This is a genomic window from Prescottella subtropica (genome assembly GCF_005434945.1).
GTDB lineage: Bacteria > Actinomycetota > Actinomycetes > Mycobacteriales > Mycobacteriaceae > Prescottella > Prescottella subtropica.
The window spans coordinates 411,355-424,009 of the sequence record NZ_SKCH01000001.1; the positions used below are offsets into that span (position 1 = coordinate 411,355).

At 68.5% G+C, this 12,655-nt stretch carries 12 protein-coding genes; 7 read left to right on the forward strand and 5 right to left on the reverse strand.

Annotated features, from left to right (window positions below):
* Positions 1-11: 11 nt before the first annotated feature.
* The 4 genes from E0497_RS01875 to casG are packed head-to-tail and all read right to left on the reverse strand — an operon-like array spanning position 12 to position 3,606.
* A complete protein-coding gene (locus tag E0497_RS01875) occupies positions 12-530 on the reverse strand; it encodes a nuclear transport factor 2 family protein (protein ID WP_137723060.1) in 519 nt (172 codons plus the stop codon).
* 11 nt (positions 531-541) lie between these two features.
* A complete protein-coding gene (locus tag E0497_RS01880) occupies positions 542-1,450 on the reverse strand; it encodes a TIGR03619 family F420-dependent LLM class oxidoreductase (protein ID WP_137723061.1) in 909 nt (302 codons plus the stop codon).
* 9 nt (positions 1,451-1,459) lie between these two features.
* Entirely contained in the window at positions 1,460-1,942 is a 483-nt protein-coding gene (locus E0497_RS01885; RefSeq protein ID WP_137723062.1) for a nuclear transport factor 2 family protein, read from the reverse strand.
* Positions 1,942-3,606 carry a steroid-24-oyl-CoA synthetase gene (casG, locus tag E0497_RS01890; protein WP_137723063.1) on the reverse strand — a complete coding sequence of 555 codons (1,665 nt, stop codon included), beginning with the start codon at positions 3,604-3,606 and terminating at the stop codon, positions 1,942-1,944. Before casG ends, E0497_RS01885 begins: the two co-directional genes overlap by 1 nt.
* 237 nt (positions 3,607-3,843) lie before the next feature.
* On the opposite strand from casG, the gene casI reads away from it, so the two are divergent.
* From casI to E0497_RS01925, 7 genes are all read left to right on the forward strand, one after another.
* Positions 3,844-5,508 (forward strand): steroid-22-oyl-CoA synthetase, encoded by a 1,665-nt coding sequence (gene casI, locus E0497_RS01895; protein ID WP_137723064.1) that lies wholly within the window; start codon positions 3,844-3,846, stop codon positions 5,506-5,508.
* A gap of 152 nt (positions 5,509-5,660) precedes the next feature.
* Positions 5,661-6,827 (forward strand): acyl-CoA dehydrogenase family protein, encoded by a 1,167-nt coding sequence (locus E0497_RS01900; RefSeq protein WP_137723065.1) that lies wholly within the window; start codon positions 5,661-5,663, stop codon positions 6,825-6,827.
* Positions 6,824-7,762, forward strand: a complete 939-nt coding sequence (locus E0497_RS01905) for a bifunctional MaoC family dehydratase N-terminal/OB-fold nucleic acid binding domain-containing protein (protein WP_137723066.1) — start codon at positions 6,824-6,826, stop codon at positions 7,760-7,762. The genes E0497_RS01900 and E0497_RS01905 overlap by 4 nt, the downstream gene beginning before the upstream one ends.
* Positions 7,762-8,874, forward strand: a complete 1,113-nt coding sequence (locus E0497_RS01910; RefSeq protein ID WP_137723067.1) for an acyl-CoA dehydrogenase family protein — start codon at positions 7,762-7,764, stop codon at positions 8,872-8,874. Before E0497_RS01905 ends, E0497_RS01910 begins: the two co-directional genes overlap by 1 nt.
* Positions 8,871-9,326, forward strand: a complete 456-nt coding sequence (locus tag E0497_RS01915) for a MaoC family dehydratase (protein ID WP_137723068.1) — start codon at positions 8,871-8,873, stop codon at positions 9,324-9,326. The genes E0497_RS01910 and E0497_RS01915 overlap by 4 nt, the downstream gene beginning before the upstream one ends.
* Positions 9,326-10,504, forward strand: a complete 1,179-nt coding sequence (locus tag E0497_RS01920; RefSeq protein ID WP_137723069.1) for a lipid-transfer protein — start codon at positions 9,326-9,328, stop codon at positions 10,502-10,504. The genes E0497_RS01915 and E0497_RS01920 overlap by 1 nt, the downstream gene beginning before the upstream one ends.
* Positions 10,505-10,525: 21 nt before the next feature.
* Entirely contained in the window at positions 10,526-11,341 is an 816-nt protein-coding gene (locus E0497_RS01925; RefSeq protein ID WP_137723070.1) for a MaoC/PaaZ C-terminal domain-containing protein, read from the forward strand.
* An 86-nt stretch (positions 11,342-11,427) separates the two neighbouring features.
* Here E0497_RS01925 and E0497_RS01930 read toward each other — a convergent pair whose 3' ends face one another.
* Positions 11,428-12,519 (reverse strand): dipeptidase, encoded by a 1,092-nt coding sequence (locus E0497_RS01930; protein WP_161987378.1) that lies wholly within the window; start codon positions 12,517-12,519, stop codon positions 11,428-11,430.
* Positions 12,520-12,655 lie beyond the last annotated feature (136 nt).

The window sequence follows — 12,655 nt, forward strand, 5'->3', positions numbered from 1 at the left end:
CGCTGGCGCGGTCAGCCCAGTCGCGCCCGCAGGGTGTCGAGGGGGTCGGTGCCGTCGCGGCGGCCGCGGGGGCCGTCGCTCTCGGGCAGGGTGAGGCGTCCGGCGTCGGAGCGTGTCCATTCCCGGACCGCCCACCGTTCGGCGATCTTCCAGGTGCCGTCGCGGCGTTCCATGCGGTCGACGTAGCGGCAGCCGCTCGTGAAGTTGATCATTCCGATGCCGTCGCCGCCACCCCAGTGCGCGGACGTCGAGTACGCCTCGCTGATCGCGACATCGCCGTGCACCTCGATCAGGTGGTTGCCGATGTGGTGCATCGTGCCGCCGATCGCCCGCAGCTTCGGCTCCACCCAGGCGATGAAATCGTCGATGCCGCCGTCGAATCCGGTGTGATGGTCGACGGCGTCCGGATGGTAGGTGCTGCGGACCAGGTCGAAGTCGAGGCGGTCGATGCCGCGGCAGTAGCGCAGCACCACCTCGTGGATGGCCTGCTTGTCGAGTAGTTCGGCCAGTGCCCGTGTCTCCGCCGTCATCGATCCGCCTCTCAGCCGTGCAGCAGTGTGGCCTTCAGTCGTACCGCCCAGTCGATCAGCTGCGGAACCTCTTCTCCCGCTGTGCAGAACGTGGCGGGACGGAACACTGCAGTCGTGGCGCCGGCGGCGTGCCAGGCGTGGACCGTGTCGGCGGTGGCGTCGTAGTCGACGGTGCCGTCGTCGCGGTGTTCGGGGGCCACCGACACCTGGACGATCGCCGAGTGCGGGTCGCGGCCGTGTTCCTCGAAGGTCCGGCGCAGCAGGGTGACGCTGTCGGTGAAGGATGCCATGTCGGCGGGGTTGGCGGTCCAGCCGTCGGCGACGCGGGCGATGCGCGCGAAATTGCGTGGGCTGGGCGCGAATCCGAAGATCACCGGCACCCGTGGCTGGACGGGCTGCGGGAAGGAATGGAAGTCGTCGAACGCGAAATCACGTCCGGTGAAGGACGCTGGCGCGGACGCCCACAGTACGCGGCAGGCCCGGACGGTGTCCTCCATCCGGCCGAAGCGGGCGTCGAACGGCATGGCGGAGGCGGTGTATTCGGCTTCCTGCCAGCCGACGCCCATGCCGATCGCGGCGCGGCCGTCGGACAGTCGGTCGAGGGTCGCGATCTGCTTGGCCAGCAGCAGCGGTGGCCGCAGGGTCGCGATGAGGACGGAGACGTTCAGCAGGACCCGTTCGGTCACCGCGGCCACCGACGACAGCAGGGTGAGCGGCTCGTACCAGTCGTGGTCGAGGGGGAACGGAAAGCCGTGCTCGCGTACCCGTTCGGCGTGTGCGGACGCCTCGAACCCGAGATGGTCGCCGGTGGAGATCATGTCGACACCGGCGCGGTCCGCGGCGGCGGCGAGGTCGAGCACCGACCGGATCCGGTCGTCGTACAGGCGTTCCGCGCCCAGGATGTTCAGACCGACCTGCATGGTGCTCCTCTACAGTGCGCGGGTGGCGTGCTCGCTCAGGTCCCCGGTGAGGTCGACGCAGGTCAGCCGCTGCGTGAACGTCCACTCACCGTCGATCACAGCGAACGCGTCGAAGTAGCGTCCCGCCAGGATCGGTTGCAGCGCAAGAGTATCGGTTTGTTGCAGCACTGTGAAGTACGACAGCGATGTTGCAGTGCGGTGGTCGTCGGCGATGTCGACCCGCAGATTGGTGACGACGTGCTTGGTGCGCGGACGCGGCGGGGTGCCGTGCATCCGGATGAAACTGCGGCACGCACCGAGCACACCGGCGGGGTCGGAGTCGCGCACCGACCCCACCGGTGTGCCGTGACCGTCGCACTGCCCGTACACCGCGCGGGAGAAGAGTTCCGCGACCGCCTCCAGTCGCCCCTCGTCGACGAGGTGCGTGTACCGGTGGGCGAGGTCGCGGATCGCCTCCACGGCGACGAGCCGTGCGACGGCCGCAGCGGTCATCAGACCTCGATCTGCTTCCGGATCATCTTGCCGGTTGCATTGCGCGGCAACAGGTCGCCGGTGATACGCCACTTGGTCGGCACCTTGTAGTACGACAGGCGCTCGCTCGCGTACTCGCGCAGTTCCTCTTCGGTGACGGTGTGTCCTTCGGCGATGACGACCACCGCGGACACCTCCTGGCCGAGGTCGGGGTGCGGGGTGCCGATGACGGCGCACTCCTGCACGGCCGGGTGCTCGTCGAGGGTCTGCTCGATCTCGGTGGGGTAGACGTTCTCGCCGCCGCGCAGGATCAGGTCGGAGCGGCGTCCGGTCAGGCGCAGACGGCCGTTCTCGACGACACCGAAGTCACCGGTCCGCAGCCAGCGGTCCGCGGTGATCGATGCGGCGGTCGCGTCGGCGTCGTTCCAGTAGCCGAGCATGACGAACGGGCTGCGGACGCACACCTCGCCCTCCATGCCGTCGGGCAGCCACTCGCCGTACGGGTCACGGATCTCCATGCTGACCGTGATGATCGGCCGGCCGAGGGTGCCCGGGTACTCCTCGAGCTCGGCGGAGCTGGCGACGGCGATCGCGGTGGAGCACTCGGTGAGGCCGTAGCTGTCGACGAGGGCGTTGCGGGCGAATGGAACCTGTTCGCGCAGACGCTCCTTGAACGCGATCGACGACGGGGCCGATGCGAGCGAGAACGAGGTCAGCGACGACACGTCGTACTTGCCGATGTTGCCGTGCTCGAGCAGCCGCGACGCCATGGTCGGGACGGCGCCCCAGTTGGTGACGCGTTCCCGCTCGACGAGGGTGAGGACCTTGTCGACGTCGAACCCGCCCTGGTGCATGACGATCGCGCTGCCGGTCGCGGCGCGCGGCACGACGAGGTTGTGCAGGCTCGCGATGTGGAACAGCGGCGAGGTGAGCAGGTAGCGCAGTTCGGACGGCAACGCGGCGTCGTACGGCTTGCCGGAGAAGGCGGCCATGATCGCGTCGCTGAACCGGTGGTAGTCGGCGACCGCGATCAGGTTGCGGTGCGAGTGCAGCGCGCCCTTGGGGCGGCCGCTGGTGCCGGAGGTGTACAGGATCACCGACGCGTCGTCCTCGTCGATGTCGACCGTGGGAGCGTCGGCGCCGGCGTACTCGGCGATCAGCTTCGGCAGGTCCTCCTCCATGGTCAGGACCGTCACTCCGGTGGTGTCCACGTCGGTCAGGCCGGCGGCGCGCTTGGCGTCGACGACGAGCACCTTGGGGGTGCTGTGCTCGAGGCCGTAGGTGATCTCGCGGGGCACCCACCAGCCGTTGAGGCCGACGGTGATGGCGCCGAGGGCCTGCGTCGCCCAGAACGTGGTGATCCACTCGGGGGTGTTGGCGGCGAGGATCGCGACCCGGTCGCCCTTCTCCACACCGAACCGGTCCTTCAGAGCGGCGGCCAGCGCGTACGAGTCGGCGGCATTCTGCGTGAAGGAGATGCGGCGGTCCGCGGTGACGATGTAGTCGCGCTCACCCCACGCGAGCGACGCGGTCAGCAGGTCGCCGACGGACCCGGCCCGGTTCTTCATCACCGTCATGCGGGCACCGAGAACCGGCTCCTCGACGATCTCGAACTCGCCGCCGGGGCCGGTCAGACGGGACATCACCTGATCCAGGTGCAGTTGCGGATCCGCGGGGGCAGTCATGAGGGGCCTTTCTTCCGTGCCAGAGTCGTTCCTGTTCACCGCGGTACTCGTGAACGCCCTGCTCTCCAGGCTCGGGGAAATGGGATGTGACGGGTTTCTCATGGCAATTTCTCACGTCCGGAACCGTCAGCGGGAGCAGTTACCACTGAGCGAGACTGTCGGTGATCTGCGTGACAGTGCACGGTTACTTTTCGCGAAAGAACGCCGCCCGTGCCCACGGGCGCCCCGACAGGAGAGTTGAAGTTGGAACGCACCACGATTGCCGAGATGCTGCTCGATCGCGTCGGTGACCAGCACCTCGGTCTCCGTACCCGCGATCAGGACTGGACCTGGGACGAGGTGGTGCGGGAGAGCGCTGCGCGCGGTGACCTGGCCCGCTCGCTGCGCGTCGACGGCCCGTTCCACATCGGCATCCTGCTCGAGAACGTCCCGGACTTCCTGTTCTGGCTCGGCGGCGCGGCACTGGCCGGGGCGACGGTCGTCGGTATCAACCCGACCCGCGGTGCCACCGAACTCGAGGCCGAGATCAAGTACGTCGACTGCCAGCTGATCGTCACCGACACGGCGGGCATGGAGAAGCTGCGGGGCCTCGATCTGGGGCTGTCCGCGGACCGGTTCGTCCTCGTCGACGCGCCCGACTACCCGGCACGGATCGACGCCCACCGGGTCGAGCCGGCCGTCGCCGACGGCCTCGACGAGTTCTCGCTGTTCCTGCTGCTGTTCACGTCGGGCACCACCGGCATGTCCAAGGGCGTCAAGTGCAGTCAGGGCCGGCTGGCCCGGCTCGCGTACTCCAACTCCGCCAAGTACGGGCACACCCGCGACGACGTCGACTACTGCTGCATGCCGCTGTTCCACGGCAACGCGCTCATGGCGCTGTGGGCGCCGGCGCTCGCGAACGGCGCCACCGTCTGCCTGCCCGCGGCCCGCAAGTTCTCCGCGTCCGGTTTCCTGCCCGACGTGAAGTACTTCGGTGCCACCTTCTTCACGTACGTCGGCAAGGCGCTCGGCTACCTGATGGCGACGCCGGAGCAGGCCGACGATCGTGACAACAAGCTCGAGCGTGCCTTCGGCACGGAGGCGTCGCCGGAGGACAAGGTCGAGTTCGTGCGCCGCTTCGGTGCCGAACTGTTCGAGGGCTACGGCAGCTCGGAGGGCGCCGGGTCGGTCAAGCTCGACCCGGAGGCACCGGAGGGTGCGCTGGGGCGTCCCGCACACGCCGGCATCCTCGTCGTGAACCCGGAGACCCGTCAGGAATGCGCCCGCGCGATCCTCGACGAGCACGGCCGCGTGACCAACCCGGACGACGCCATCGGCGAGATGATCAACACCGAGGGCGCCCGCGCGTTCGAGGGCTACTACAAGAACGACGCCGCCGACGCCGACCGCATCAAGCACGGCTGGTACTGGACCGGCGACCTCGGCTATGTCGACGAGGCCGGCTTCCTCTACTTCGCCGGACGCAAGGGCGACTGGATCCGCGTCGACGGCGAGAACACGTCCGCGCTGATGATCGAGCGGGTCATCCGACGCCACCCCGAGGTCATCGCGACCGGTGTGTACGCGATCCCGGACGCCCGCTCGGGCGACCAGGTGATGGCCGCGATCGAGGTCGCGTCGCTCGATACGTTCGACGTCGACAAGTTCGCCGAGTACCTGGCCGGTCAGGACGACCTGGGCAGCAAGGCGACCCCGCGGTTCCTGCGGGTGTCGACGAACCTGCCGGTCACCGGCTCCAACAAGGTCCTCAAGCGGGAACTGCAGGCGGAGCTGTGGCGCACCGGCGAACCGGTGTACCGCTGGGAGGGCCGCGGCGAGCCCGTGTACGTGGCGATGACCGACGACAGCAAGGACGCACTCGAGGCCGAGTTCGTCTCGTTCGGACGCCGACGTTTCCTCTGAGGGTTTCCCGCTGGGCGAGACGCCCGCCCCAGCGATCCGGCATGCTCGCTAGCGTCCGGAACCATGCAGACAGGCAGCCGCCGCTCCGGCGGCTGCCTGTTTCGGCAATCGGCGTCGATAGTCACTCGTTTCGTTGTCAGGGAGAGTTAACGATGGATTTGAGGGAATCCCCCGAACAGCTTGCGCTCCGTCAGGAGTTGCGGGCGTACTTCGCGCAGCTGTTGCCGGAGGAGAAGCGTCGCAAGGCCGGTGAGGAAGGTGTCGGCGGCGAGTACTTCCGTGAGGTCGTCAAGCTGCTCGGCAAGGACGGCTGGCTGGGTATCGGCTGGCCCAAGGAGTACGGCGGACAGGGCCGCTCCATCGAAGAGCAGTTCGTGTTCTTCGACGAGGTGCAGCGCGCCGGTCTGCCGTTCCCGTTCGTCACCGTCAACACCGTCGGTCCGACGCTGATGAAGTACGGCACGCAGGAGATGAAGGACCGGTTCCTGCCGGGCATCCTCTCCGGCGACATCGTCTTCGCGATCGGTTACACCGAGCCCGAGGCCGGTACCGATCTCGCGTCCCTCAAGACCCGCGCGGTCCGCGACGGCGACGACTTCGTGGTCGACGGCGCCAAGATCTTCACGTCGGGCGCGAACACCGCCGACTACGTGTGGCTGGCCGCCCGCACCGATCCGGAGGCCCCGAAGCACAAGGGCATCTCGATCCTGGTGGTGCCCACCGACGATCCCGGTTTCTCGTGGTCGCCGATCAACACCGTCGGCGGCCTCATGGTCACCGCCACCTACTACAGCGGCATCCGCGTCCCGGCGTCGGACGTCATCGGTGACGTCAACGGCGGCTGGCAGCTGATCGCCGCGCAGCTCAACCACGAGCGCATCGGCCTGGCCGCGATCGGCGGCCGCACCTACGGCCTGTGGCACCAGGTACTCGACTGGGCCAAGGACAACGGCGCCATCGAGATCCCGTGGGTGCAGCAGGAATTCGCGCGTACCCACGCCAAGCTCGAGGCGATGCGCCTGCTCAACTGGAAGATGACCGCGGCCGTCGCCGCGGACAAGCTCTCCGGTGCGGACGCCGGCGCCACCAAGGCGTACGGCACCGAGACCCACATCGACGTCTACCGGTCGCTGCTCGCGATCCTCGGTGCGGCCGGACGCATCCGGCCCGAGTCGCCGGGCGCGCTGCTGGCCGGTCAGGTCGAGCAGATCTCCCGCCAGGGCATGGTCAACACGTTCGGCGGCGGCGTCAACGAGGTCCTGCGCGACATGGTCGGCACGATGGGCCTGGGCCTGGTGCGGGAGAAGAGGGTCAAGTGAGCGAATTCGCTACCAAGATCAAGGAATTCGAGGGTCAGGTCCTGACCCCGAAGACCTGGGGTCCGGACGAGGTCAACACCCCGATGATCCGGCACTGGGTCGAGACGATGGGGGACACCAACCCGATCTACCTCGACGACGACGCCGCCCGCGCCACCGGCCGGGACGGTGCCGTCGCGCCCGCGCTCATGGCGCAGGTGTGGATCATGCGCACGTTCACCGACAAGATGGCGAACAACGATCCGTCGCAGGTGTGGACCGACATGATCGCCGCGTTCGACGAGGCCGGGTTCTCGTCGGTCGTCGCGACCGACTCGGATTTCGAGTTCTTCGCCGAACTGCGTGCCGGCGACCGGGTTTCGGTCACCGAGACGATCGAGTCGATCTCCGAGGAGAAGACGACCGGCCTGGGCACCGGGCACTTCGTCACCACTCTCAAGACGTATCGCAACGGCGACGACGAGACCGTCGCGACGCAGCGGTGGCGCACCCTGCGGTTCGCGCCGAAGCCGAAGAAGGCCGATGTGGGCCTGCGCCCGCGTCCGGCCCTCAACCACGACAACGCCTTCTGGTTCGAGGCCGCCAAGGAGCACCGTCTGGTGATCCAGCGCTGCACGAACTGCGGCGTGCTGCGCCACCCCACCGGCCCCATGTGCGGTGAGTGCCAGTCGCTCGAGTGGGACACCGTCGACGCGTCGGGCCGCGGCACCGTCTACAGCTTCGTCGTCAACCACCACCCGCGGATCCCCGGCTTCGAGTACCCGCTCATCGTGGCGACCATCGAACTCGAAGAGGGCACCCGCCTGATCGCGAACATGTCCGGCATCACGCCGGAGCAGGTCGAGATCGGCATGCCGGTGGAACTGGACTGGATCGACGCCGACCCGGATCTGACGCTGCCCGCGTTCCGGCCGGCTGCACGGGAGGAGCACTGATGGACTTCAACTTCAGCGAAGAGCAAGAGGCGATTCGCACCCTCGCCGACGAGGTCTTCACCAGCAAGGCCGACATCGACCGGGTCAAGGCGATCGAGCTGAGCGACGAGCGTCTCGACCGCGACCTGTGGCGTGAACTCGCGAACACCGGCCTGCTCGGTATCGCCCTGCCCGAGAACCTCGGTGGCGGCGGCCTCGGCCTGTCCGAGCTGTACGTGCTGCTCGAGCAGCAGGGCCGCCACGTGGCACCGGTGCCGATCTGGCAGTCCGCGCTCGCCGCGCTCGCGGTCGCCGAGTTCGGCACCGAGGAGCAGGCCGCCGCGCTGGTTCCCGGTGTCGCCGAGGGCCGTACGTTCCTCACCGTCGGGATCGAGGAGTTCGGCCCGTACACGGACGGGGTTCCGGCGACCACCGCGGTGGAGACCGCCGGCGTCTGGACCCTGACCGGCACCAAGGCCGTCGTCCCGATCGTCCACGTCGCCGAGCGCGCGATCGTCTCGGCCACCACGGCGTCCGGCGCCGCCCTGTTCGTCGTCGACCTCGCCGGTGCAGGTGTCACGGTGGAGCAGACGCAGTCCACCACCTGGGAGATCTGCGGCAACGTCACCCTCGACAACGCCCCCGCCGAACTGCTCGGCCCCGCCGACGGCACCACCGCGCCGTGGCTGCAGAGCCGCGTCGAGCTGGCGCTCGCCGCGATCGCGCTCGGTGTCGGCGCCGGTGCCGTGTCGCAGGCCGTCGACTACCTCAACGGCCGCCAGCAGTTCGGGCGTCCACTCGCCACGTTCCAGGCCGTCAACCACCAGCTGGCCGACTGCTACATCGACCTGCAGGCGATGAGCGTGACGCTGTGGCAGGCCACGCAGAACCTCGTCGACGACGTGGACCCGGGCACCTCGGTGCTCGTCGCCAAGTGGTGGGCCACCGACGGCGGCCAGCGCGTCGTGCACCGCACCACCCACGTCCACGGTGGCATGGGCGTCGACACCGACTACCCGGTGCATCGACACCTGCTGTGGGGCAAGCAGATCGGCGCCACCCTCGGTGGGTCCGCGTCGGATCTCGCCCGTCTCGGTGCGCAGCTCGCCGCCGGTGTCGAGGTGGTCGCATGACCGCCGCTGCACTGACCGGCCGCAGCTACGACGACATCACCGTCGGCGAGACGCTGCCCGAGCTCGCGATTCCGCTGACCCGCACCCTGATCGTCGCGACGGCCCTGGCCACCCGCGACTTCCAGGACGTGCACCACGATCCGGAGCTGGCGCAGCAGCGCGGCAGCAAGGACGTGTTCATGAACATCCTCACCAGCAACGGTCTGGCGGGACGGTTCGTGACCGACTGGGCCGGCCCCGTCGCGACGGTGCGCCGCGTCAAGATCCGGCTCGGTGCCCCGAACTACCCGGGCGACACCATGACGATGACCGGTGAGGTCGTCGCCAAGGAGAACGGACTCGTCGAGGTGAAGATCGTCGGCGCCAACAGCCTCGGCAACCACCTTGCCGGGACCGTCACCGTGTCTTTTCCGAACGCCTATCCCGCCGCCAGCGAAGGGAAGGACGCCTGATGGCCGTCAGCCCGCTCTCCGGTGCCGCCGCGATCGTCGGTATCGGCGCCACCGAGTTCTCCAAGAACTCGGGCCGCAGCGAACTCCAGCTCGCGTGCGAGGCGATCGTCGCGGCCCTCGCGGACGCCGGCATCGACCCGTCCGAGGTCGACGGCCTGTCCACGTACACGTCCGAGACCAACGGTGAGGCCATCGTCGCCCGCAACTGTGGTCTCGGCGAGCTCAAGTTCTTCTCGCGCGTCCACTACGGCGGCGGCGCCGCCTGCGGCACCGTCCAGCAGGCCGCGATGGCTGTTGCCACCGGTGTCGCCGACGTCGTCGTCGTGTACCGCGCGTTCAACGAACGCTCCGGTGTCCGTTACGGTCTCGGCCAGCACGACCGTCCGATGGACTCCACCGCGGACCGTGCCGCGTACGCGTGGATGACGCCGCAGGGCCTGTCCACGCCGGCGCAGTGGGTCGGCATGTTCGCGCGCCGCTACATGCACCAGTACGGCGCCACCAGCGAGGACTTCGGCCGCGTCGCCGTCGTCGCCCGCAAGCATGCCGCGAACAACCCGAAGGCCTGGTTCTACGGCAAGCCGATCACGCTCGAGGACCACCAGAACTCGCGCTGGATCGCCGAACCGCTGCACCTGCTGGACTGCTGCCAGGAGACCGACGGCGGCCAGGCCCTCGTCATCGTCTCCGCGGAACGCGCCAAGACCCTGAAGAACACGCCCGTCGTCATCAAGGGCGCGGCGCAGGGGTCCGGCAAGGACCAGCACATGATGACCAGCTACTACCGCCCCGACATCACCGGCATCCCGGAGATGGGCCTGGTCGGACGCCAGCTGTACGCACAGTCCGGGCTCACCCCGGACGACATCGGTGCCGCGGTCCTCTACGACCACTTCACGCCGCTGGTGCTGCCGCAGCTCGAGGAGCTCGGCTTCTGCGGTGTCGGCGAGGCCAAGGACTTCATCCGCGAGGGCAACCTGGAGATCGGCGGCCGGCTGCCGTCGAACACCCACGGCGGTCAGATCGGTGAGGCGTACCTGCACGGCGTCAACGGCATCGCCGAGGCCGTCCGCGTCCTGCGCGGCACGTCCACCAACCAGCCCGGCAGCGTCGAGAACATGATCGTGACGGCGGGAACCGCGGTTCCCACGTCCGGTCTGCTCCTCGGCCTGGCCTGACACCTCCGGAAGGACACGAGAATGACTGCAGTGGAGCAGAAGACGGCCGGCGACTGGCGCGGTGTCGACCTCGGCACCCGCACCGTCTCCTACACCGAGCGGGACGCGATCATCTACGCCCTCGCGGTGGGTGCCCAGGCCACCGATCTGGACCTGGTGTTCGAGGAGCGGCTGCGGGTCCTCCCGACGTTCGCCCTGACGCTGGCCCAGTGGGCGCCCGACGAGCTCGGCTCGCGCGGCGCGTTCGACACCAAGACCGCCCTGCACGGCTCGCAGGAGCTGAAGGTTCTCGCCCCGCTGCCCCGCAGCGGATCGGTGGAGCTGAAGGCCAGCGTCGGCGAGGTGTGGGACAAGGGCGCCGCCGCGGTGTTCGAGGTCAAGGTCGAGTGCGAGTACTTCGTCGCGACCTGGTCCCTGTTCGCCCCGGGCGCAGGCGGATTCGGCGGCGAACGCGGACCGTCCAAGCCGGCCGGCCCGGAGGGTGAACCGACCGTGACGGTGGACCTGGTCACCGCCGCCAACCAGACGGCCCTCTACCGTCTGCTCGGCGACATGCACCACATCCACATCGACCCGGAGGCCGCCGCGGTCATCGGGCAGCCGCGCCCGATCATGCACGGCCTGTGCACGCTCGCCGCGTCCACACTGCCGCTCGCCCGTGAGCTCGGCGTGCACCCGGCGGACCTGCTCGAGCTGCAGGGCCGCTTCGCCGCCCCGATGTTCCCCGGCGACACCGCCCAGGTGCGCGCGTGGGGCGACGCCGACGGCGTGGCGTTCGAACTCGTGCGCGACGGTAAGGCAGCCATCTCCGGCGCCCACGCGGTGTTCGCGAAGTAGGTCTCCCCCCTCGCTGTGGTCGAATGTCACACGCGTTCAGTCCAACTGAGCGTGTGTGACATTCGGCCATCGGTGTTCTCGGGGGGTCAGGACCAGTTCGCCGCGTAGACGCGGAGCAGGTTTCCGCCCAGCAGTTTGCGGAGGTCGTCGTCGGACCATCCGGCGTCCGTCAACGTGGTGGCGAGATTCGGGAGCTTCGCGACGTTCTCGAATCCTGTTGCACCCCAGTTGCCGTGCTGCAGTGCCTCGGCCATCTCGAAGTAGGTCATCGGCGTCGTCCGTGGCTTGCGCAGGCCCATTCCGGCGGCGATCTCGCCGATGCTGTTGTCCGACCCGAGGGCCATGCGGCCGATCCGGCCCATGAGCATGGCCAGGTCGGGGGACACGCTGCCTGGGGTGGCCTCGGAATCGGTGCCGATCGCGACGTGGTCGATGCCCACGAGGTCGACGACATAGTCGATGTGCCGGATGTAGTCGTCGATGCTCGGCCGCTGACCGGGGGTGGTCGCGCACAGCGGGCTGTAGGGAATCAGCCCGATCACACCACCTTTCGCAGCGCAGGCCGTGATCTGCTCGTCCGTCAGGTTCCGCTGCTGCTCGAGCGCCGTGGCCCGCGGATTGAGTCGGGAGAACACGCACGGCTTGGCGGACAACTCGATCGTCTCGAGGCTGGAGGCGATGCCGGTGTCGACGAGGTCGATCAGCATCCCGGTCTCGTTCATGGCGTGGACGAGTTCCCGGCCGAAGTGCGACAGCCCGGCGTTCGACGCCTCGAGGCTCCCGTCGGCGACCGTGTTCCGCTCGTTGTAGGCGAGTTGCATGACCCGCAGGCCGGCGTCGTGGAGCACCTCCACCAGCGACGCATCCCGGCCCAGCATGTCGGTGCTCTGCGCGCCCAGGATCTGCCCGACTCGGCCCTCGTCCTTGCAGCGGTGGATGTCGTCGACCGTCCGGACCAGGTCGAACCGCTTCTCGTCGCGAATGATCCTGCGGTGACTCTGGATTCGGTTCAACGCCTGATTCAGATCGTCCCGCGGCCAGGTCACGACGGTCTGGAGTGCGGTGGCACCGGAGTGCTCGATGCGCTCGTGCCAGGCCGTGGCGGATACCGAGCATCCGTCGATGACGACCGCATCGTCGAATGCTGCGTTCGTCGCTTCCGGTGTGTGGTCGGACAACCTGATCTCCTCGGGGTCCAGGGGATGTTCACATGCCCGTTTCAAGTGGATTGTGGAGAGGCTACAGCACTCGAATGTGACCGGCGACACATGGGTGTGATCGATGTTCGTACCGCGCTACGGCAGGGTCGGAATC

Excerpts from the sequence above, each read along its gene's own strand:
- E0497_RS01885 (WP_137723062.1), bottom strand. The coding sequence starts at position 1,942 with ATGACCGCTGCGGCCGTCGCACGGCTCGTCGCCGTGGAGGCGATCCGC.
- E0497_RS01875 (WP_137723060.1), bottom strand. The coding sequence starts at position 530 with ATGACGGCGGAGACACGGGCACTGGCCGAACTACTCGACAAGCAGGCC.
- E0497_RS01925 (WP_137723070.1), top strand. The coding sequence starts at position 10,526 with ATGACTGCAGTGGAGCAGAAGACGGCCGGCGACTGGCGCGGTGTCGAC.
- E0497_RS01920 (WP_137723069.1), top strand. The coding sequence starts at position 9,326 with ATGGCCGTCAGCCCGCTCTCCGGTGCCGCCGCGATCGTCGGTATCGGC.
- E0497_RS01900 (WP_137723065.1), top strand. The coding sequence starts at position 5,661 with ATGGATTTGAGGGAATCCCCCGAACAGCTTGCGCTCCGTCAGGAGTTG.
- E0497_RS01910 (WP_137723067.1), top strand. The coding sequence starts at position 7,762 with ATGGACTTCAACTTCAGCGAAGAGCAAGAGGCGATTCGCACCCTCGCC.
- E0497_RS01880 (WP_137723061.1), bottom strand. The coding sequence starts at position 1,450 with ATGCAGGTCGGTCTGAACATCCTGGGCGCGGAACGCCTGTACGACGAC.
- casG (WP_137723063.1), bottom strand. The coding sequence starts at position 3,606 with ATGACTGCCCCCGCGGATCCGCAACTGCACCTGGATCAGGTGATGTCC.
- E0497_RS01915 (WP_137723068.1), top strand. The coding sequence starts at position 8,871 with ATGACCGCCGCTGCACTGACCGGCCGCAGCTACGACGACATCACCGTC.